The sequence below is a fragment of the Rhizobium sp. YTUHZ045 genome (assembly GCF_051124255.1).
Taxonomy (GTDB): Bacteria; Pseudomonadota; Alphaproteobacteria; order Rhizobiales; family Rhizobiaceae; genus Rhizobium.
The window spans coordinates 4,337,099-4,356,916 of record NZ_CP101432.1; the positions used below are offsets into that span (position 1 = coordinate 4,337,099).

General features: G+C 60.6%; 20 protein-coding genes and 1 tRNA gene. 17 read left to right on the top strand and 4 right to left on the bottom strand.

Annotated features, from left to right (window positions below; genetic code table 11):
* Positions 1 to 131 precede the first annotated feature (131 nt).
* From NMA58_RS21185 to pncB, 6 genes are all read left to right on the top strand, one after another.
* A complete protein-coding gene (locus tag NMA58_RS21185; RefSeq protein WP_097600409.1) occupies positions 132 to 1,220 on the top strand; it encodes a microcin C ABC transporter permease YejB in 1,089 nt (362 codons plus the stop codon).
* Positions 1,220 to 2,368, top strand: coding sequence for an ABC transporter permease (locus NMA58_RS21190; RefSeq protein ID WP_183705425.1), 1,149 nt, complete (start codon positions 1,220 to 1,222; stop codon positions 2,366 to 2,368). Before NMA58_RS21185 ends, NMA58_RS21190 begins: the two co-directional genes overlap by 1 nt.
* Complete coding sequence (locus NMA58_RS21195; protein ID WP_434711819.1) at positions 2,365 to 4,002, top strand: ABC transporter ATP-binding protein; 1,638 nt, start codon at positions 2,365 to 2,367, stop codon at positions 4,000 to 4,002. The genes NMA58_RS21190 and NMA58_RS21195 overlap by 4 nt, the downstream gene beginning before the upstream one ends.
* Before the next feature lie 8 nt (positions 4,003 to 4,010).
* Positions 4,011 to 4,970 (top strand): 2-hydroxyacid dehydrogenase, encoded by a 960-nt coding sequence (locus NMA58_RS21200; RefSeq protein WP_434711820.1) that lies wholly within the window; start codon positions 4,011 to 4,013, stop codon positions 4,968 to 4,970.
* A 142-nt stretch (positions 4,971 to 5,112) separates the two neighbouring features.
* Positions 5,113 to 5,475 carry a hypothetical protein gene (locus tag NMA58_RS21205; protein ID WP_434711821.1) on the top strand — a complete coding sequence of 121 codons (363 nt, stop codon included), beginning with the start codon at positions 5,113 to 5,115 and terminating at the stop codon, positions 5,473 to 5,475.
* A 168-nt stretch (positions 5,476 to 5,643) separates the two neighbouring features.
* Positions 5,644 to 6,948, top strand: coding sequence for a nicotinate phosphoribosyltransferase (pncB, locus tag NMA58_RS21210; RefSeq protein WP_085776571.1), 1,305 nt, complete (start codon positions 5,644 to 5,646; stop codon positions 6,946 to 6,948).
* Here pncB and NMA58_RS21215 read toward each other — a convergent pair.
* Positions 6,930 to 7,169, bottom strand: coding sequence for a CrpP-related protein (locus NMA58_RS21215; RefSeq protein ID WP_434713461.1), 240 nt, complete (start codon positions 7,167 to 7,169; stop codon positions 6,930 to 6,932). The two genes, pncB and NMA58_RS21215, sit on opposite strands and share 19 nt — an antisense overlap.
* A gap of 358 nt (positions 7,170 to 7,527) precedes the next feature.
* Positions 7,528 to 7,737 carry a KTSC domain-containing protein gene (locus NMA58_RS21220; protein WP_064681543.1) on the bottom strand — a complete coding sequence of 70 codons (210 nt, stop codon included), beginning with the start codon at positions 7,735 to 7,737 and terminating at the stop codon, positions 7,528 to 7,530.
* 221 nt (positions 7,738 to 7,958) lie between these two features.
* Here NMA58_RS21220 and NMA58_RS21225 point away from each other — a divergent pair, with 221 nt between their 5' ends.
* Together NMA58_RS21225 and NMA58_RS21230 are read left to right on the top strand one after the other, a co-directional pair.
* Positions 7,959 to 8,699 (top strand): hypothetical protein, encoded by a 741-nt coding sequence (locus NMA58_RS21225; RefSeq protein ID WP_434711822.1) that lies wholly within the window; start codon positions 7,959 to 7,961, stop codon positions 8,697 to 8,699.
* A 345-nt stretch (positions 8,700 to 9,044) separates the two neighbouring features.
* Positions 9,045 to 10,235 (top strand): IS481 family transposase, encoded by a 1,191-nt coding sequence (locus tag NMA58_RS21230; protein ID WP_430961215.1) that lies wholly within the window; start codon positions 9,045 to 9,047, stop codon positions 10,233 to 10,235.
* A 43-nt stretch (positions 10,236 to 10,278) separates the two neighbouring features.
* Here NMA58_RS21230 and NMA58_RS21235 read toward each other — a convergent pair.
* Positions 10,279 to 10,368 (bottom strand) — tRNA-Ser (locus tag NMA58_RS21235).
* Between the two features lie 227 nt (positions 10,369 to 10,595).
* On the opposite strand from NMA58_RS21235, the gene NMA58_RS21240 reads away from it, so the two are divergent.
* The 9 genes from NMA58_RS21240 to deoA all read left to right on the top strand — a co-directional run bounded on the left by NMA58_RS21240 (position 10,596) and on the right by deoA (position 19,182).
* Positions 10,596 to 10,913, top strand: coding sequence for a hypothetical protein (locus NMA58_RS21240; protein ID WP_085776573.1), 318 nt, complete (start codon positions 10,596 to 10,598; stop codon positions 10,911 to 10,913).
* A gap of 315 nt (positions 10,914 to 11,228) precedes the next feature.
* Positions 11,229 to 12,221 (top strand): BMP family lipoprotein, encoded by a 993-nt coding sequence (locus NMA58_RS21245; protein ID WP_085776574.1) that lies wholly within the window; start codon positions 11,229 to 11,231, stop codon positions 12,219 to 12,221.
* 83 nt (positions 12,222 to 12,304) lie between these two features.
* On the top strand, positions 12,305 to 13,816 hold the full coding sequence (locus tag NMA58_RS21250; RefSeq protein WP_183700763.1) for an ABC transporter ATP-binding protein: 1,512 nt from the start codon (positions 12,305 to 12,307) through the stop codon (positions 13,814 to 13,816).
* 7 nt (positions 13,817 to 13,823) lie between these two features.
* Entirely contained in the window at positions 13,824 to 14,927 is a 1,104-nt protein-coding gene (locus tag NMA58_RS21255; RefSeq protein ID WP_085776576.1) for an ABC transporter permease, read from the top strand.
* A 10-nt stretch (positions 14,928 to 14,937) separates the two neighbouring features.
* Complete coding sequence (locus NMA58_RS21260) at positions 14,938 to 15,909, top strand: ABC transporter permease (protein WP_434711823.1); 972 nt, start codon at positions 14,938 to 14,940, stop codon at positions 15,907 to 15,909.
* A gap of 2 nt (positions 15,910 to 15,911) precedes the next feature.
* Entirely contained in the window at positions 15,912 to 16,301 is a 390-nt protein-coding gene (locus NMA58_RS21265; protein WP_097600402.1) for a cytidine deaminase, read from the top strand.
* The gene (locus NMA58_RS21270; RefSeq protein ID WP_434711824.1) at positions 16,298 to 17,104 is read left to right on the top strand and encodes a purine-nucleoside phosphorylase; all 807 of its coding nucleotides are present in this window, start codon (positions 16,298 to 16,300) and stop codon (positions 17,102 to 17,104) included. Before NMA58_RS21265 ends, NMA58_RS21270 begins: the two co-directional genes overlap by 4 nt.
* Positions 17,097 to 17,873 (top strand): deoxyribose-phosphate aldolase, encoded by a 777-nt coding sequence (deoC, locus tag NMA58_RS21275; RefSeq protein ID WP_434711825.1) that lies wholly within the window; start codon positions 17,097 to 17,099, stop codon positions 17,871 to 17,873. The genes NMA58_RS21270 and deoC overlap by 8 nt, the downstream gene beginning before the upstream one ends.
* Position 17,874: 1 nt before the next feature.
* Complete coding sequence (gene deoA, locus NMA58_RS21280) at positions 17,875 to 19,182, top strand: thymidine phosphorylase (RefSeq protein ID WP_434711826.1); 1,308 nt, start codon at positions 17,875 to 17,877, stop codon at positions 19,180 to 19,182.
* Positions 19,183 to 19,188: 6 nt separating this feature from the next.
* Here deoA and NMA58_RS21285 read toward each other — a convergent pair whose 3' ends face one another.
* The gene (locus NMA58_RS21285) at positions 19,189 to 19,758 is read right to left on the bottom strand and encodes a TIGR02281 family clan AA aspartic protease (protein ID WP_434711827.1); all 570 of its coding nucleotides are present in this window, start codon (positions 19,756 to 19,758) and stop codon (positions 19,189 to 19,191) included.
* Positions 19,759 to 19,818: the final 60 nt, after the last annotated feature.

Consider the following 19,818-nt stretch of genomic DNA (forward strand, 5'->3'; position numbering starts at 1 on the left):
CTCTGGGCTCCAAATGGCACGAGCGAATCACGGAGAAGCCGGCAGGGCCGGCAAGGGAAGGCTGGCGGATTGAGCGGCATTAGACTGGACGGCAGGCAGACAATAAGAAGATTTCCGGAGGCTGAAGGCTGATGGGCGCCTATGTCATTCGCCGCCTGCTTTTGATGATACCGACGATCGTCGGCATCATGGCAATTTCCTTCATTGTCGTTCAATTTGCCCCCGGCGGCCCGGTCGAGCAGGTGATTGCCCAGCTGACCGGCCAGGCCGACAGCGCCGATCAGCGCCTGTCCGGCGGCGGCGATCTGCTCGGTGGCGGCGGCAGCGACGAAGGCTCGAAATATCGCGGCGCCCAGGGGCTCGATCCGGAGCTGATCGCCAAGCTCGAAAAACAGTTCGGCTTCGACAAGCCGCCGTTGACGCGATTTGGCGAGATGATGTGGAATTACATCCGCTTCGATTTCGGCGAGAGCTTCTTCCGCAATACCTCCGTGCTCGACCTCATCAAGGAGAAACTGCCGGTGTCGATCTCGCTCGGCATCTGGATCCTGATCTTCTCTTATGCGATTTCCATCCCGCTCGGCATTCGCAAAGCAGTCAGGGACGGGTCGACCTTCGACGTCTGGACCTCGGGCGTCATCGTCGTCGGTTATGCCGTTCCGAGCTTCCTCTTCGGCATTCTGCTCATCGTGCTTTTCGCCGGCGGCTCCTTTTACGACTGGTTCCCGCTGCGCGGCCTCGTTTCCGACAATTTCGGTGAGCTCGCCTGGTGGCAGAAACCGCTCGACTATTTCTGGCACCTCACCCTGCCGCTGATCTCGCTTTCGCTCGCCGCCTTCGCCACCACGACGCTTCTGACCAAGAATTCCTTCATCGAGGAGATCAAGAAGCAATATGTCGTCACAGCCCGCGCCAAGGGCCTGAACGAGCGGCAGGTGCTTTACGGCCATGTTTTCCGCAATGCCATGCTGATCATCATCGCCGGTTTTCCCGGCGCCTTCATCTCCGCCTTCTTCACCGGCTCGCTGCTGATCGAGAACATCTTTTCGCTCGATGGCCTCGGCCGCCTCGGCTATCTCTCGGTGGTCAACCGCGATTATCCGATCGTCTTCGCGACACTCTACATCTTCTCGCTGCTCGGTCTTTTCGTCAGCCTGATCTCAGACCTGATCTATACCTGGATCGATCCGCGCATCGATTTCGAGCGGAGGGATGTCTGATGGACGCCGCCGCAAATCCTGCCACCGCAACCCCGGTCAAACCGCCGCGCAAGGGGCTGCTGTCGCCGACCAATATCCGTCGGTGGAAGAATTTCCGGGCGAACGGCCGCGGCTATTGGTCGTTGTGGCTTTTCCTGCTGCTGTTCGTGCTGAGCCTCTTTGCTGAATTCCTCGCCAACGACCGGCCGATCATCGCCTCCTATAAGGGCGAGATCCTGTTTCCGGTGTTGATCGACTATCCCGAGGAGAAATTCGGCGGCTTCCTCGCCGAAACCGACTACCGCTCCTCGGTGATAGCAGATGAGATCAATGCCAATGGCTGGATGATCTGGCCGCCGATCCATTATTCCTATCGCTCGGTCAACTCGAACATTCCGCATTCGGCGCCGACGCCCCCCTTCTGGCTGATGACCAAGGAGGAGCGTTGCTCCGGTTATCCGCAAGGGGTGAACGATCCCGGCTGCACGCTCGGCAATCTCAACTGGCTCGGCACCGATGACCAAGCGCGTGACGTGCTGGCGCGCGTCATCTACGGCTTCCGCATATCGGTGCTGTTCGGCCTGGCGTTGACCATCTGCTCGGCGATCATCGGCGTCACGGCAGGGGCGGTGCAGGGCTATTTCGGCGGCCTGACCGATCTCTTGCTGCAGCGCTTCATCGAAATATGGTCGTCGATGCCTGTGCTTTATATCCTGCTCATTATCGCCGCGATCCTGCCGCCCGGCTTCTTCGTGCTGCTCGGAATCATGCTGCTCTTCTCCTGGGTCAGCTTTGTCGGCGTCGTGCGCGCAGAGTTCCTGCGCGCCCGCAATTTCGAATATGTCCGCGCCGCCCGTGCGCTCGGCGTCAACAACCGCACCATCATGTGGCGCCACCTGCTGCCGAACGCCATGGTGGCGACGCTCACCTTTCTGCCCTTCATTCTCTCAGGCTCGATCACGACGCTGACCTCGCTCGATTTCCTCGGCTTCGGCATGCCGCCCGGCTCCCCTTCGCTCGGCGAGATGATAGCCCAGGGCAAGACCAACCTGCAGGCGCCTTGGCTCGGGCTGACGGCCTTCTTCACCATGTCGATCATGCTTTCTCTTTTGATCTTCATCGGCGAAGCCGTGCGCGACGCCTTCGATCCGAGGAAGACGTTTCAATGAGTGACATGACAGAACCGCTCCTCTCCGTCCGCGATCTCTCGGTTGCCTTCCACCAGGGCGGCGAAGCCTCGCTTGCCGTCGATCGCATCTCCTTCGATATTGCCAAGGGCGAGGTCGTGGCGCTCGTCGGTGAATCCGGCTCCGGCAAGTCGGTCTCGGCCAATTCGATCCTGCGGCTTTTGCCCTATCCCTCTGCAAGTCATCCCTCCGGCGAAATCCTGTTCAAGGGCCAGGACCTGTTGAAGGCATCCGAGCGGGCGTTGCGGGAGGTGCGCGGCAACGACATCACCATGATCTTCCAGGAGCCGATGACCTCGCTCAATCCGCTTCATACGATCGAGAAGCAGATTGCCGAGATCCTCGCCCTGCACCAGGGGCTCACCGGCCAGGCGGCGCGGATGCGCGTGCTGGAACTGTTGAACCAGGTCGGCATTCGCGAGCCTGAGAAGCGGCTAAAGGCCTATCCGCACGAACTCTCCGGCGGTCAGCGCCAGCGCGTCATGATCGCCATGGCGCTCGCCAACCGGCCGGAACTGCTGATCGCCGACGAACCGACAACAGCGCTCGACGTCACGGTGCAGGCGCAGATCCTCGAGCTTCTCCGGCAATTGAAGGCGGCACACGGCATGTCGCTGCTGTTCATCACCCATGATCTCGGCATCGTCCGCAAATTCGCCGATCGCGTCTGCGTGATGACCAAGGGCAGGATCGTCGAGACCGGAACCGTCGAAGAGGTCTTCGCCAATCCGAAGCATGACTATACCCGCCATCTTCTCGCCTCGGAGCCGCGCGGCGAGCCGCCGCTTGCCGATCCGTCGAAGCCGGTGGTAATGGAAGGCTCGGATATCCGCGTCTGGTTCCCGATCAAGGCGGGGCTGATGCGCCGCGTCGTCGATCATGTGAAGGCGGTCGACGGCATCGATCTTTCGCTGCGCGCCGGCCAGACGCTCGGCGTCGTCGGCGAATCCGGTTCGGGCAAGACCACGCTCGGGCTTGCCCTCACCCGTCTGATCTCGTCGCAGGGACGGATTGCCTTTGTCGGCAAAGATATAGCCGGTTATTCTTTCAGCGAAATGCGGCCATTACGCAACCAGCTGCAGATCGTCTTCCAGGACCCCTACGGGTCGCTCAGCCCGCGCATGTCGGTCGGCGATATCATTGCCGAAGGGCTGAAGGTGCATGAGCGCGCCTTGAGCGCCGAGGAGCGCGACCAGCGTGTCTGCTGGGCGCTGGAGGAGGTAGGCCTCGATCCGCTGACCCGCTGGCGCTATCCGCATGAATTTTCAGGCGGCCAGCGCCAGCGAATCGCCATAGCTCGCGCCATGGTGCTGAAACCCCGTTTCGTCATGCTCGACGAGCCGACATCCGCGCTCGACATGAGCGTGCAGGCGCAGGTGGTCGACCTGCTGCGCGATCTGCAGAAGAAGCACGACCTCGCCTATCTCTTCATCAGCCACGACCTGAAGGTGGTGAAGGCGCTCGCCAACGACGTCATCGTCATGCGTTTCGGCAAGGTGGTGGAGCAGGGACCGTCCGCGGAAATCTTCCGCGCGCCGAAGGACGATTACACCAAGGCACTCATGGCGGCCGCCTTCAACATTGAGGCGGTGCCGACGCCCGCCGTGCAGCAGTAAAGAAGATCATGTCAGTTCGTCCTCCCGTCCTCGTCGATATCAAGTTCAACCCCGAAGGTGTCGCCCGCGTCCTGAAGACGGCCTTTGCCGACCGCGGCAGCATCAATCTGGCCGATCCCGCCAATCGCGAGCGTGATTTCAGCGAAACGGAATACGCGCTTCTCTGGAAGCCGGATGCCGATCTCTTTCGACGCGCGCCGAACCTCAAGGTGATCTTCTCGGGTGGTGCCGGCGTCGATCACATCATCGGTATGGCCGGCTTGCCTGACGTTCCGATTGTCCGTTTCGTCGACCGCAGCCTGACCACCCGCATGAGCGAATGGGTCGTCATGCAGTGCCTGATGCATCTGCGCGGCCAATATGCCCATGACGTCAAGCAGCGGCGGCGCGAATGGGCCAAATTGATTGCGCCGGAAGCGGCGGAGGTGACCATCGGCGTCATGGGGCTCGGCATTCTGGGCCTGGATGCGGTCGCCAAGCTGAAAGTGATGGGTTTCAGCGTCATCGGCTGGTCGCGCACCCGCAAAACAATCGAGGGCGTCGAGACCTTCGACGCGGGCGAACTGGACCGGTTTCTTGCCAAAACCGACATTCTGGTCGGCCTGCTGCCGCTGACGCCTGAGACGACCGGCTTCTATAATAGCGGGCTATTTAAGAAGCTCCACCGCGACGGTGCGCTCGGACAGCCGGTCTTCATCAATGCCGGCCGCGGCAAGAGCCAGATCGAGACCGACATCGTCTCGGCCATCAGGGAAGGGACCCTCGGCGGCGCTTCTCTCGACGTTTTCGAAGTGGAGCCGCTCGCCGCCGACAGCCCGTTGTGGGAATTGGAGAATGTGTTCATCACCCCGCATGACGCGGCGGTCTCCGAAGAGAACGCGCTGTTCCGCCATGTCGAGATGCAGATCGCCCGTTTTGAGCGCGGCGAGCCGCTGCAGTTCGTGATCGATCGCGCCGCCGGTTATTAGCGGCATCTCGCGCCAAAGCTGCGGCGGTTTGGCTGTTCCAAGATCGCGGCACGTTTGAGCCCGGAACCTTCCAGACGGCCACCCGTTTTCCTTGCGAAGTTCTTTGCGGCCAGATCGGCCGCCAACGCAGCGGAAGGAGACGATGATGGCGCATCAGACCGAAACACGCTGGGAAAAATCCGACGGAAAGCTTCACAAGGAACAGCAAATCCCGCCGATCAAGGCAAAGCAGGGGCGTATGGGTTATCGTATCCTGACCGTGCTGCTCGTGGCGCTGATCCTTGCTTTCGTGGTCTGGATTCCAGTCGAGATCTGGGGCCGCCGCGAGGCGAACGAGGTGGCGCCGCAGCAGCCCGGCCAACAGCTCCAGCAGCAGCAGTCGGACGCAGCACGCGCGCCGACCATGCAGAATGGCAATGCGGGTCCAACCGAGACGCCGGCAACGGCGCCTGCCCCTAATAGCGCGCCTGCGGCACCGACCCAGCCTGCGGCACCGGCCCAATAGGCCTTTGGCAGACGATCTCCCGCATCCCGCCGCCACGCTGCGGCGGGATGTTTATGTTTTGTCTGGACTTTCTCCGCCGATTTTTCGATAAGAAGGCGCACGAGCCGGTTTCGTGCGCCGGCCCGGAACTTGGCAGCACCTGACCGGAGTGGACAGGGCAGGAATCTCATGGCCAAGACCGATATCGCGAGACGCGTCTACAATCACGCCTGGAAACTCGACCCGATCATCCGCAGCCTGATCGATACCGACTTCTATAAGCTGCTGATGCTCCAGATGATCTGGAAGCTCTATCCTGATGTGAACGCCTCCTTCACCCTCATCAACCGCACCAAGCGCGTGCATCTCGCCGAAGAGATCGATGAAGGCGAACTGCGCGAACAGCTCGACCACGCCCGCACGCTGCGGCTCTCCAAGAAGGAGATGATATGGCTGGCGGGTAATAGTTTCTACGGCCGCGCGCAGATCTTCGAGCCGGAATTCCTTGCGTGGCTGTCCAACTTCCAACTTCCCGAATACGAGCTGTCGAAGAAGGAGGGGCAATATGTGCTGGACTTCCATGGGTCCTGGAAGGAAACCACCATGTGGGAGATCCCGGCGCTTGCCATCGTCAACGAGCTGCGTTCGCGCTCGGCGATGAGGGCGCTCGGTCCCTTTACCCTCGATGTGCTCTATGCGCGTGCCAAGGCAAAGATGTGGTCGAAGGTAGAACGGCTGAAGGAATTGCCGGGCCTGCGCATCTCCGATTTCGGCACTCGCCGCCGTCACAGTTTTCTCTGGCAGCGCTGGTGCGTCGAGGCGCTGAAGGAAGGTATCGGTCCGGCCTTCACCGGCACCAGCAATGTCTTGCTGGCGATGGATTCCGATCTCGAGGCGGTCGGCACCAATGCCCACGAGCTGCCGATGGTGGCAGCCGCCCTGGCGCAAACCGATGAGCAGCTGCGCAACGCCCCTTACAAGATCCTGCGCGACTGGAACAAGCTCTATGGCGGCAACCTGCTGATCGTCCTGCCGGACGCCTTCGGTACCGCGGCCTTCCTGCGCGACGCCCCCGAATGGGTCGCCGACTGGACCGGCTTCCGCCCGGACAGCGCGCCGCCGATCGAAGGCGGTGAAAAGATCATCGACTGGTGGAAGAAGATGGGCCGCGATCCGCGCCAGAAGCTGTTGATCTTTTCCGACGGCCTCGATGTCGACGCCATCATCGACACTTACCGCCATTTCGAAGGTCGCGTGCGCATGAGCTTCGGCTGGGGCACCAACCTGACGAATGATTTTGCCGGCTGTGCGCCGACGGAAATCTCAGGCCTCAATCCGATCTCGATCGTCTGCAAGGTCAGCGACGCCAACGGCCGCCCGGCGGTGAAACTCTCCGACAATCCGCAGAAGGCGACGGGCGAACCGGCGGAGGTCGAACGCTACCTGAAATTCTTCGGCGCCGAGGATAGGGTCGATCAGACCGTCCTGGTATAGGCACGAGGTGAGGCACGGGCATCCCGGGGTAGATCGATATGCCCCGCCATCGCATCCTCGATGGACCAGCCGAAGCGCCAAGCGTCGAACATCGAATACCATTCCTGAAAATCGGTGATCGGCAGCACATCCGGCTTCGACATCGGATTGTCGGCCAGGCTGCGGCCACGAGCACGGTCGCGCACGCCGCGCTCCTGCATCTCAAGCAGATTCTCGAACATCATGACCCCGGCCTCCCGTTCCATGGGTTTATGCAATCATGCTAATGAAGCATTGTCGAGTCCGGATGTGAGCATTCCGGTTTTTCACAGGATTAGCCCCAATTCGCTATTTCAGGGCGATTACAGCCCGACCTCGGATCGATCCGGCGAAACGGATGGAGTGACGGGGAGGCTCGGCTTCCTGGCTGGGGTCCGCCACCAAGCCTCCCGGCTGACCGAATCTCTGAAAGCGGCAGCACTGATAGAGTGCCGCTTTCTGCTCGGGCTGATCCAACTGTGATGAAGGCGAGAGTTAACCGGGGATTAATATCCACCGGCACTGTCTCGATCCGACGCAATCCCGGCCGGGCCGACGGTCTCAGGCAGCCAGTCTGCGAAACCGCGTCCTGATCCGGTCGAGGTAATAATGTCCGGGAGACGGCGCCGCCGTCATCGCATGGGCTTCCGAAGAGGGCACGCCCTCGAACAGACGCTCCTCGCCATTCTTGAAACAGATCCTGAGTCGCCCGTCTTCCTGGCTGAAATAGACGGATTTGATGATCTTCGACTTCACCGAAAGTTCTTCCACCTGTTTTACCTCTGTTTTGGGTTTGCCAGAAGCCTAAACCCAAACGTGCAAAGACGCGGTGAAGCAGCGTGGTAAAAATTCAGGAATCTTTGCGGTGTGCTGTCAACCTCCGACATATTCCGGGTTCCCCAGCACGTTGATGACCGTCCCGCATTTGACAGCCGTATATTTTGATGACGATATCTTCGACTCAGCAACGACGGCGGATGGCAGGGGTGATAATGCTACGTGAAACGATTTCCTTCATAAGATATAATTTATTCCTCGTTTGTTTATTTGTCACAATGAGCTGCGCAATAATATTATTTTCAGAGTACAACGAAAGTAGTGGTGTTGGTTCTACTCAGTTCTTTATTGCGTTATATACAGGATTTTGTGTCCAAAATGCGATATTGAGCGGAACCGGGCGAGTGCAACTCAACCGGGGCATGGCCGGGTTTGGCAGCTACATCTTTAAAAATATTCTTATCCTGCTTGTCGTAATAGGTATCGGAATCGGCGTTCCTCTTGCGTTCGGCGCTGTTTCTTTCTCGAGGGGTGCATTGGTACTGCTATGCGGCGGGCTGTTCGCAATTTTCTATCCGTTGCTCCTCGCTCTTGTCGGAACTTGGCCGACTGCTGGAATAGCGGGCTCAACTAGCGGGCTTGCAGAGGCCTTTGCCGGGGGGCGGCGTAATTTCCTTCCAACCTTTTTGCGCCTGTTTGCGGGGATGATTCTTCCTCCCGTTGTTTCGTTTCTATTGATAGCCATAGCGGCGTCGATGTCATACGAAGCGGATGCTGTCTTTCAGGGTGGTAAAATAAGCCTCATTACATTGGCGCTCCTTATTGTTTCGCAAAGCATGCAGACATTTGGAATCTGCTATGCCTCCACGGTTCTGGCTCACAAATTTCAGATGTCCGAAGGAGGACCTCAAGGGGGGACAGTCTCAGCGACAAATGTCTCGGAGATATTCGAATAGAGTCTGGCTATCGTCACGCTGATCCCTTCGTCGGCAGCATCGGCGACCGTACAGCTAAATAGGTTCGGCTACTCAAGTGCCTGCCAACTTCCGGTCTGGTGTCGATCAGACCGTGGTTGGGAGGGAATGGGTCTCTTCCGACGCCCAGCTACGGGTCGTTCATCGCGGTGGATGTCGGCGGGCACGCAGTTTCGGCTGCTACCGCATGCAATTGGATTCTCGCGAGACTTGACGGCCTGCTAAAGAGAAAGCAGCAACGGTTATTAACTGCCCGGCCTGAGAGATAGGTGACGTTTTGTACCGGAGACATGGGTAACACTTTTCGCTTTTTTGCGGGAGGTGTTGATGCCGTGGAGAGAGACTTCGGTCATGGATGAGCGTCTTCGATTTGTCGCCCGGTTGCTGGAGGGCGAAGGGATGAGCGAGGTTTGCCGGGAGTTCGGGATCTCGCGCAAGACCGGCTACAAGATCTTCAATCGCTACAAGGAGGACGGGCTGGAGGCCCTGACGGACCGGTCTCGGCGACCGGTGCGCTATGCCAACCAGTTGCCCGAGCCGGTCGAGGCGATGATCGTGCGATGCAAGAAGGACAAGCCGCACTGGGGCGCGCGCAAGATCCGCGAGCTCCTGGTCCGCCGTCTGGCCGGCGACGTGCGCATCCCAGCCAGAAGCACGGTGCACGCGGTGCTCGACCGGTACGGCCTTGTGAGCCAGGCCCGCAAGAGGAACCGGGCGAACAAGGCCGTGGGCACGACGCTCTCGACAGCCATCGGACCCAACGATCTTTGGTGCGCCGACTTCAAGGGCGAGTTCAAGCTGGGCGACGGCAGATATTGTTACCCCCTGACGATCACCGACCAGGCTTCGCGCTATCTCCTGTGCTGCGAGGCCTTCGAGACGACCCGCGAACGCGGCGTCTTCGGTGCGTTCCGGCGAGTCTTTGCCGAGCGTGGGCTTCCGCTTGCCATTCGTTCCGACAACGGCCTGCCGTTTGCCAGCCCGAACGGGCTCTACAATCTCTCGAAACTGTCGGTCTGGTGGCTCAGACTCGGCGTCGCCTTCGAACGCATTCGCCCCGGCCACCCGCAGGAGAATGGCCGCCATGAACGCATGCATCTGACGCTGAAGAAGGAAGCCACCCGTCCGCCGGGACGCAATATTCTCCAGCAGCAAATGCGCTTCGACGCATTCGTCAGCGAGTTCAACACCGAAAGACCGCATGAGGCCCTGTCGATGAAGGTCCCAGCCGATGTCTACAAGGCTTCGCCGCGACCCTATGAGGGGCTGCCCGAGATCAGCTATCCCTTCCATGACCGCGATGCCATCGTCACCAACTGCGGCCGTCTGTGCATCCATCGCAAGAAGATCAACATCTCAACCGTCATGGCCGGTCAGAGGCTCGGCCTCAAGGAGGTCGACGACGGCATTTGGCTCGTCAGCTTCATGCACTATGATCTCGGATATATCGATCTGGAGCAGAGGACTTTACAAACCATCGACAACCCGTTCGGCACGAGGTTGTCACCCATGTCTTAGGGACAATCTGTTACCTATGTCTCCGGGTCGGACAAACGAAAAATGGCGGACAGAGAGGGATTCGAACCCTCGGTACGCTTTCACGTACACACGCGTTCCAGGCGTGCGCCTTAAACCACTCGGCCACCTGTCCTTTGGCGTTCGCGCCCGGATAGGAGCAAATCGTCGGAACGGCGCGATATATACCGATGAATTTTTGCCGATCAACCCAAATCTAACAGTTTTTTGACTTCTTCTGATAAAACTCCGCTCGGCCCATCCCATTGTGCTTCACCTCAGCGATGACTATGTAATTCTAAAGGTGGAGAATGGCGCGGGCTCGCCGGAATTGTCCGGCATATCGAAGCGTCGGAGGGATTGATGCGTTTCCTGTTGCGTCTGGCGAGTCTTGTCGCACTTGCGGCAGCCGTTATTGCCGGGACCATCGATTCGATCCAATCGGTTGCCGCCTCCGCCGTGATCATGACGCCGATGTCGGATGCCTGGCAGGATGTGAGCCCGGACACACTGACGTCGCTGCAATCCGCGCTTTCCTACTATATCCACCCGCGCTTCTATGCCTTCATCTTTCAGTGGCTGATGCTCCAGCCGGCCTTTGCGGTTTTTCTGGTGATCGCGCTGCTTCTTTGGATGGTCGGCTACAAGAAGCCGCCGGTGGCCGGCCGTTTTACGGCATAGGCAAGCTGGTCTTGCCGCTGCGGCTCGGCCGAAGATTCGGTCGCCGCCGGTCTTTCGGTGATCCCGACATGGCTGTCGGCTTGCCGGGAAATTTTGCATCCCGGCAGCGGAAATGTCCAAAAATCAGCCTGACAGAACTGATTTTCAGCAATCGCTGCAAATCTTTACCGCCTGAAAAATTTCTGGTGAATTTTTCTGTGAGCCATGCAAGGATGCGCGCAGCCAGGCCTCCGGGGGGAGGTCGGTGGTTCCGCAGACATGCCCAAAAGGGCTTGCGGGAGGACCCCTAATGAATAGCAACAACAGGGCTGCACAATGAAAAAATCCCTTCTCACTCTCCTTGCCGTGGCTGCCATGTCGACGACGGCGCTTGCCGCCGATGTCAAGCCGGCGCTGGTTTACGGCACCGGCGGGAAGTTCGATAAGTCTTTCAACGAAGCGGCCTATAACGGCGCCGAGAAGTTCAAGGCCGAGACCGGCATCGCCTATCGCGATTTCGAGCCGACCGGCGACACCCAGGGCGAACAGGCCATCCGCAACTTCGCAAGCCGGGGTTTCAATCCGGTGGTTGCCGTTTCCTTCGCCTGGACTTCGGCCATCGAGAAGGTCGCAGCCGAATTCCCGGATACCAAATTCATCATCGTCGACTCCGTCGTTGACAAGCCGAACGTCCGCTCGGTCGTCTACAAGGAAGAAGAAGGCTCCTACCTCGTCGGCATTCTCGCCGGCATGGCCTCCAAAACCGGCAAGGTCGGCTTCGTCGGCGGCATGGACATTCCGCTGATCCGCAAATTCGAATGCGGCTATGAGCAAGGCGCGCGCGCCGCCAAGGCCGATATCGAGGTGTTCCAGAACATGACCGGCACCACAGGCGCTGCCTGGAACGATCCGGTTCGTGGCGGCGAGCTCACCAAGAACCAGATCGATCAGGGCGCCGATGTCATTTACGCGGCTGCCGGCGCCACCGGCCTTGGTGTTCTGCAGACCGCCGCCGACAACAAGAAGCTGTCGATCGGCGTCGATTCCAACCAGAACCATCTGCATCCGGGCTCGGTCCTGACCTCGATGGTCAAGCGCGTCGACCTCGCCGTCTACAACGCCTACACCGACACCAAGAACGACAAGTTCACCGCTGGCGTTCAGGCCCTCGGCGTCAAGGAAGATGGTGTTGGCGCCGCGATCGACGACAACAACAAGTCGCTGATCACGCCGGAAATGCAGGCCGCCGTCGACAAGGCCAAGGCCGATATCATCGCCGGAACCGTCAAGGTTCACGATTACACATCGGACAACGCTTGCCCGAAGTGATCAGCGCCCTGATGTAATATCGAGATCGGGCGTATGGCGGAGGGGATTTTCGCCATACGCCCTTTTCTTATTTGGAGCCTGCAGTGACAGATAAGCCCGCTATCGAGCTTGTCGGCATCGATAAGAAATTCGGTGCCGTCCATGCCAACAAGGACATCAATCTCACCGTTGCCAAGGGAACGATCCACGGCATCATCGGTGAAAACGGCGCCGGCAAATCGACGTTGATGTCGATCATCTATGGTTTCTACCACGCCGACAGCGGCGAGATCCGCGTCAACGGCAATCCGGTCACCATCCGTGACAGCCAGGCGGCGATCGCCGCCGGCATCGGCATGGTGCACCAGCATTTCATGCTGGTCGATAATTTCACGGTGCTCGAGAACGTCATGCTCGGCGCCGAAGGCGGATCGCTGCTGGCGAGAGGCGTCGCATCGGCCCGCGCCGAGCTCAAGCGACTGGAAACCGAATACGGCCTCGAGGTCGATCCGGACGCACTGATCGAAGAGCTCCCGGTCGGCCTGCAGCAGCGCGTCGAAATCCTGAAAGCCATGTATCGCGGCGCCGAGATCCTGATCCTCGACGAACCTACAGGGGTGCTGACGCCGGCTGAAGCCGACCACCTCTTCCGCATCCTCAAGGTGCTGCGCGACCAGGGCAAGACGATCATCCTCATCACCCATAAGCTGCGCGAGATCATGGCGATCACCGATACGGTCTCCGTCATGCGCCGCGGCGAGATGGTCGCCACCCGCAAGACGGCGGAAACGACGGTGGAGGAGCTTGCCGAGTTGATGGTCGGCCGTCGCGTGCTGCTGCGCGTGCAGAAGGGCGAAGCCAATCCAGGCGCCGCCGTGCTCTCTGTCCGCAACCTTACGGTCAAGGACAATCGCGGCGTCACCATGGTCGATAATGTCTCCTTCGAGGTGCGTGCCGGCGAGATAGTCGGCATCGCCGGTGTCGCCGGCAACGGCCAGTCCGAATTGCTGGAGGCGATCGCCGGTATCCGGAAGCCCGTCTCGGGCGAAATCCTTCTCGACGGCCAGACGATCGACAAGGCCGATCCCGCCCGCCTGCGCGACCTCGGGCTTGCCCATATTCCCGAGGACCGGCACCATATGGGACTGGTGCTGAAATTCGAGGAATATGAAAACTCCGTCCTCGGCTATCACCGCCGTCCGGGCTACAGCAAAGGGCCGCTGCTCGATCTCGACGCGATCCGCCAGGACGCGATGGAGAAGATCGAAAAATACGACATCCGCCCGCCGAATCCGCGGCTGAAGACGGCCAATTTCTCCGGCGGCAACCAGCAGAAGATCGTCGTCGCCCGCGAAATCGAACGCGATCCGAAGATGCTGATCATCGGCCAGCCGACGCGCGGCGTCGATATCGGCGCCATCGAATTCATTCACCGCCGGATCATCGAGATGCGCGACGCGGGCAAGGCGATCCTGCTCGTCTCCGTCGAGCTCGATGAGATCCGCGCCCTTTCCGACCGTATCCTTGTCATGTTCGCCGGCCATGTCGTCGGTGAGAAGACGCCCGATGCCGGTGAACAGACCCTCGGCCTGATGATGGCCGGCATTGCCGCGTGAGGCCTTTATGAGCACTGCTTCCGTTCCGCTTCCGAGATGGATCAATTACGGTCTGATCCCGCTTTTAAACCTCGTCGTTGCCTTCCTGATCTCGGGTTTCGTCGTCTGGCTGATCGGCGAAAGCCCGCTTGCCGCTCTTTCGCTGCTGATCGAGGGTGCCTTCGGCAGCGGCGAAGGCATAGGCTTCACACTCTACTATGCAACGAGTTTCATCTTCACTGGCCTTTCCGTAGCAGTTGCCATCCACGCCGGTCTCTTTAACATCGGCTCTGAAGGTCAGGCCTATATTGGCGGTCTCGGCTGTGCGCTGGTGGCGCTTGCGCTCGACAATTACGTGCCCTGGTATGTGACGATGCCGATCGCCATTGTCGGCGCCGGGATATTCGGTGCGGCCTGGGCCTTCATTCCCGCTTTCCTGCAGGCCAAACGCGGCAGCCATATCGTTATCACGACGATCATGTTCAATTACATCGCAGCCGCTCTCATGGTCTATCTGCTGGTGCACGTGCTGATCGTGCCGGGCAAGATGGCGCCGGAAACCCGTACCTTCCTCGAGGGTGGGCAGCTTCCGAAGCTTGGCTGGATCATGAGCATCTTCGGAGCCAAATTGGGCGCAGCGCCCTTCAACGTCTCCTTCATCATCGCCCTCCTTGCCGCCTGGTTTGTCTGGATCCTCATCTGGCGCACTAAGCTCGGCTTTGAGATGCGTACACTCGGCGTGAGCTCGACGGCCGCTGCCTATGCCGGCATACCCTATGCACGCATAGTCATCATCGCCATGCTGATTTCAGGCGCGCTCGCCGGCATGATGGCGCTCAATCCCGTCATGGGCTCTTCCGCCCGTCTGCAGGTTGAATTCGTCGGTGGCGCCGGCTTCGTCGGTATTGCAGTGTCGCTGATGGGCCGCAACCATCCGCTCGGCATCATCTTTTCCGCAATCCTTTTCGGCACCCTTTACCAGGGCGGCGACTGGATCTCTTTCGAGATGCCGAATATCACCCGCGAAATGATCCTGGTCATTCAGGGACTGGTGATCCTCTTTGCCGGCGCGCTGGAATACATGTTCCGGCCAGCAATGGTGCACATTTACCAGCAATTCAAACGAGCCTGAGGAGCGGACGATGGATTACTACGACATCTTCATCAACGTCCTGAGCTCGACGGTCAGGCTGTCTATTCCGCTGATCTTTACCGCGCTCGCAGGACTGTTTTCGGAGCGCGCCGGCATCTTCGATATCGGCCTGGAAGGCAAGATGCTGGGCTCGGCCTTCGCCGCCGCCTGTGTGGCCTACCTTACCGGTTCGGCCTGGGCGGGCCTCGGCGCCGGCGTCATCTGCTCGGTGGCACTCAGCCTGGTGCATGGCTTTGCCTCGATCACCAATCGCGGCAACCAGATCGTCTCGGGCGTGGCGATCAACTTCTTCATCGCCGGCATTACCATCGTGCTCGGCCAAGCCTGGTTCGGCCAGGGCGGCCGCACGCCGCAGCTGGCGCCTGAGGCCCGCTTCGCGCCGATCATCCTGCCGGGCGCCAATGCCGTCCACGACATACCGATCATCGGTCCGCTCTATGCAAGCGTGATATCGGGCAACAATATCCTCACCTATCTTGCCTTCCTCGCCGTGCCTTTCTCCTGGTGGGTCCTTTACCGCACGCGTTTCGGACTCAGGCTGCGTGCCGTCGGCGAAAATCCGGGCGCAGTCGATACGGCAGGCATTTCGGTTGCCTGGCTGCGCTACCGCGCCGTCATGTGCGCCGGCATCCTCTGCGGCTTTTCCGGCACCTATCTTGCGATCGCCCAGTCCGCCGCCTTCATCAAGGACATGTCGGCCGGCAAGGGTTATATCGCGCTGGCGGCGCTGGTCTTCGCCAAGTGGAAGCCGGTGCCGGTGATGTTCGCCTGCCTGCTCTTCGGCTTCCTCGATGCTCTGGCGAACTTCATGCAGGGCAAGCAGGTACCATTTGTCGGTGAAGTGCCGGTCCAGGTTTTCCAGGCGCTGCCCTATATCCTGACCTGTATCCTGCTTGCCGGCTTTATCGGCGTCGCAATCCCGCCGAAGGCCGGCGGCGTGCCCTATACGAAGGAGCGTTGATCATGTCCCACGACCTGTTCGAGGCCGCTCGCGGCGCCATGGCCTTTGCTCATGCGCCCTATTCGAAATTCCCGGTCGGTGCGGCGATCCGCGCCGAGGACGGCAAGGTCTATACCGGCGCCAACATCGAAAACCTCTCCTTCCCGCAAGGATGGTGCGCCGAGCCGACCGCGATCAGCGCCATGATCATGGGTGGCGCCAGGAAGATCGTCGAAATGGCCGTGATCGCCCAGAAGCTGCCACTCTGCCCGCCCTGCGGCGGCTGCCGCCAGAAGATCTCCGAATTCGCCGCCAAGGACACGAAGATCTATCTCTGCGATGAGGCGGGCGTGAAGAAGACCATGACAATGGAAGAGCTTCTTCCCTTCAGCTTCGAGACGGAGCTCGGATGAGGGCGACGGTCGACCTGCTCGCCGCATTGCTCGGCGCGATCAAGCCGCGCCATGGCATCGTGCTCGGCTCTGGTCTCGGCTCCCTCGTTGGCCAGTTGGAAGGCGCCGTCCGTATTCCCTATCGCGATCTGCCGGGCTTTCCCGTCAGCGCCGTCTCCGGCCACGCCGGCGAAGTCGTCGCCGGCCGCCTCGGTGGAAAGCCGGTCATCATGCTTTCCGGCCGCGTGCATTATTATGAGAAGGGCGATGCCAGCGCCATGCGCCTGCCGATCGAGGTCTTGAAGGCGCTCGGCGTCGAGGCGCTGATCCTGACCAATTCGGCCGGATCGCTGCGCGACGATATGCCGCCCGGTTCGGTGATGCAGATTACCGATCACATCAACTATTCCGGCATGAACCCGCTGATCGGCGAGGAAAGCGACCATCGCTTCGTCGGCATGACCAATGCCTATGACGCCGGCCTCGCCGCGGCGATGCGGAAGGCGGCGGCAAAACTCAAGATCGAGCTGGGGCAGGGCGTCTATATGTGGTTTTCCGGTCCGAGCTTCGAAACGCCGGCCGAAGTCCGCATGGCGCGCATCCTCGGCGCCGATGCCGTCGGCATGTCGACGGTGCCGGAGGTGATCATCGCAAGAATGCTGGGTCTGAGGGTTGCGGCCGCTTCCGTTATCACCAACTATGGAGCGGGCATGACCGGCAATGAGCTCAGCCATGAAGAAACCAAGGACATGGCGCCCGTCGGCGGCACCCGTCTCGCCGCCATATTGAAAGAGATGATTGCGGGAGAAAGCGAAAATGAATAGCCATTCAATCCGGGAAACGGCGGCGGTCGCCCTTTCCCTTCTCGACCTCACCAATCTGAAGGACGATTGCACCGAGGCACAGATCGATACGCTCTGCGCCCGCGCGCAGACGCCCTACGGTAACAGCGCCGCGATCTGCATCTGGCCGCGTTTCGTCGCCCATGCCCGCAACATCCTCGGCGCCGGCCATGCCGTGCGGATCGCAACGGTCGTCAATTTCCCAGCAGGCGATATGGAAGTGGCCGATGTTGCCGCCGAAACCCGTGAGGCGATTGCCGATGGCGCCGATGAGATCGATTTGGTCATCCCCTACCGCAAGCTCATATCAGGCGATGAGAAGGCGGTGACAGACATGGTCAAGGCGGTGCGCGCCGAATGCGCCGGCCCCGTCCTGCTGAAGGTGATCATCGAGACCGGCGAGTTGAAGGATGCGGCTTTGATCCGCCGTGCCTCCGAACTCGCTATTGAAGCCGGCGCTGATTTCATCAAGACCTCGACCGGCAAGGTCGCCGTCAACGCGACGCTCGAAGCCGCCGACATCATGATCCGGGCCATTCGTGAGAGCGGACGCAAGGTCGGCTTCAAGCCGGCTGGCGGCATCGGCTCGGTGGCGGATGCGGCGCTCTATCTCAGCCTTGCCGAAACCATCATGGCGCCGGACTGGGCCATGCCCTCGACCTTCCGCTTCGGCGCTTCCGGCCTGCTCGACGACATACTGGCCGTTCTGAGCGGAGCGCAGCCGGCACCGGCTGCGGCGTCGAGCTATTGAGATGATTCCGCAGGAAATCATCCGGCGCAAACGCGATGGCGAGGAACTCGACGCCGCCGATATCAGCGCCTTCATCGCGGCACTTGCCGCCGGGCAGCTGTCCGAAGGCCAGATCGGCGCCTTCGCCATGGCCGTCTGGTTCAAAGGCATGTCACGCGAGGAAATCGTAGCCTTGACGCTGGCGATGGCCAATTCCGGCGACAGGCTGCAATGGGCGGGCATCGACCGTCCGATCGCCGACAAACATTCGACCGGTGGCGTCGGCGATAACGTCTCGCTGATGCTGGCGCCGATCGCCGCTGCCTGCGGCCTCGCCGTCCCGATGATTTCAGGGCGCGGCCTCGGCCATACCGGCGGCACGCTGGATAAGCTCGAATCCATTCCCGGCTATGCGATCACCCCTGATGCGGAGCTCTTCGGCAAGGTGGTGAAGGAGGCGGGATGCGCCATCATAGGCCAGACCGGAACCTTGGCGCCTGCCGACGGCAGGCTTTATGCCGTGCGCGACGTCACCGCCACCGTCGATTCCATTCCGCTCATCACTGCCTCCATCCTGTCGAAGAAGCTCGCGGCCGGGCTTGAGACGCTGGTGCTCGATGTCAAGCTCGGCAACGGCGCCTTCATGGCTGACCGCCGTCAGGCGGAGATGCTGGCGCGTTCCTTGGTCGAGGTGGCCAACGGAGCCGGCGTGAAGACCTCCGCTCTGATCACCGACATGAATGAGCCGCTCGCCGATTGCGCCGGCAATGCGGTCGAGATGCGCAACTGTTTGGAGTTCCTGGCGGGCAGGAAGAGCGGCACGCGGCTCGAGACCGTGGTTTTTGCCTTCGCCGCCGAGATGCTGGTGAAATCGGGCATTGCCGCCTCCTCTGAAGAAGCCAATGGCATGGCGCGCCGCGCGCTGTCATCGGGCGAGGCGGCCGAAAGCTTCGGGCGTATGGTATCCATGCTCGGCGGACCGGCCGATCTCGTCGAGAATTCGGATAGATACCTGGCCAGGGCGCCGGTCGAAAAAGAAGTCCCGGCCGCCCGATCCGGCTGGCTTGCCGCCTGCGACGCGCGCGGTATCGGCATCAGCGTCATCGATCTCGGCGGCGGCCGCCGGCATCCGGCAGATCGGATCGATCACCGTGTCGGCTTCTCCGGCCTCTTGCCGCTTGGCACCCAAGTTAATGCGGGCGATCCGATCGCTGTCGTTCACGCTGCCGACGAAGCCGCGGCGGAAAAAGCTGCTGCGGCCCTTGCCGTGCATTATCGCATTGCCGACGACAGGCCGGAATTGGCCCGCGTCATTGCAGGCCGGGTCTGATGCGGTTTACTGTTTGAGGCTGAGCGAGCCGTCGGCGACGGAATAGGAGGCGAGTTTCTGCAGAAAGCTCATGCCGACCAGGGTGGTCGTGAGCGCGTCGTCCCTGAGCACGAAGGCCTCGACATTCCGGACGCGGATGCCGCCGATTTCGACCCGATCGAGGGTCAAATGCGCGGCCTTCGTCTGGCCGTTTGCCGTGTTGACACCATAGCGGAAGTCGAGCTGGTTTGCGGCATAGCCGAGCCGGCGGGCGAGTGACTCGTTGAGGGCGACGTAGGTCGCGCCGGTATCGATCAGCCCTAACACAGGCTTGCCGTTGATCTTGAAGCTGCCGGTATAGTGGCCCTGCGCATCCGCCTGCAGGCGGATCGTACTATTGCCGGAAGCGGGCGCCGGTGCCGCGGACTGGCGGGCGTCGGCAGATACGTAATTGGCGGAGAGAACGTCGGCAGGTTGCTGGCTGACGCTTCCAACGAGAGAAGGTACCTGTGTGGCCAGCACCGCGGCGATGCTGGCGAATATGACGGTACGCACGAGCATGAAACAGAAATCCTTCCTGTATAAACCCCGCTTCATGCAGGGCCTCATGCTTCCAGCTTGCTAAGCCTCAAATCCTGATAAGTTGCTAATATCGAT

Excerpts from the sequence above, each read along its gene's own strand:
- NMA58_RS21190 (WP_183705425.1), top strand. The coding sequence starts at position 1,220 with ATGGACGCCGCCGCAAATCCTGCCACCGCAACCCCGGTCAAACCGCCG.
- NMA58_RS21200 (WP_434711820.1), top strand. The coding sequence starts at position 4,011 with ATGTCAGTTCGTCCTCCCGTCCTCGTCGATATCAAGTTCAACCCCGAA.
- NMA58_RS21215 (WP_434713461.1), bottom strand. The coding sequence starts at position 7,169 with ATGTTCGAGAATCTGCTTGAGATGCAGGAGCGCGGCGTGCGCGACCGT.
- NMA58_RS21285 (WP_434711827.1), bottom strand. The coding sequence starts at position 19,758 with ATGAAGCGGGGTTTATACAGGAAGGATTTCTGTTTCATGCTCGTGCGT.
- NMA58_RS21245 (WP_085776574.1), top strand. The coding sequence starts at position 11,229 with ATGAAAAAATCCCTTCTCACTCTCCTTGCCGTGGCTGCCATGTCGACG.
- NMA58_RS21270 (WP_434711824.1), top strand. The coding sequence starts at position 16,298 with ATGAGGGCGACGGTCGACCTGCTCGCCGCATTGCTCGGCGCGATCAAG.
- NMA58_RS21265 (WP_097600402.1), top strand. The coding sequence starts at position 15,912 with ATGTCCCACGACCTGTTCGAGGCCGCTCGCGGCGCCATGGCCTTTGCT.
- NMA58_RS21205 (WP_434711821.1), top strand. The coding sequence starts at position 5,113 with ATGATGGCGCATCAGACCGAAACACGCTGGGAAAAATCCGACGGAAAG.
- NMA58_RS21225 (WP_434711822.1), top strand. The coding sequence starts at position 7,959 with ATGCTACGTGAAACGATTTCCTTCATAAGATATAATTTATTCCTCGTT.
- NMA58_RS21260 (WP_434711823.1), top strand. The coding sequence starts at position 14,938 with ATGGATTACTACGACATCTTCATCAACGTCCTGAGCTCGACGGTCAGG.
- NMA58_RS21185 (WP_097600409.1), top strand. The coding sequence starts at position 132 with ATGGGCGCCTATGTCATTCGCCGCCTGCTTTTGATGATACCGACGATC.
- pncB (WP_085776571.1), top strand. The coding sequence starts at position 5,644 with ATGGCCAAGACCGATATCGCGAGACGCGTCTACAATCACGCCTGGAAA.
- NMA58_RS21240 (WP_085776573.1), top strand. The coding sequence starts at position 10,596 with ATGCGTTTCCTGTTGCGTCTGGCGAGTCTTGTCGCACTTGCGGCAGCC.
- NMA58_RS21255 (WP_085776576.1), top strand. The coding sequence starts at position 13,824 with ATGAGCACTGCTTCCGTTCCGCTTCCGAGATGGATCAATTACGGTCTG.
- deoC (WP_434711825.1), top strand. The coding sequence starts at position 17,097 with ATGAATAGCCATTCAATCCGGGAAACGGCGGCGGTCGCCCTTTCCCTT.
- NMA58_RS21230 (WP_430961215.1), top strand. The coding sequence starts at position 9,045 with ATGCCGTGGAGAGAGACTTCGGTCATGGATGAGCGTCTTCGATTTGTC.
- deoA (WP_434711826.1), top strand. The coding sequence starts at position 17,875 with ATGATTCCGCAGGAAATCATCCGGCGCAAACGCGATGGCGAGGAACTC.
- NMA58_RS21195 (WP_434711819.1), top strand. The coding sequence starts at position 2,365 with ATGAGTGACATGACAGAACCGCTCCTCTCCGTCCGCGATCTCTCGGTT.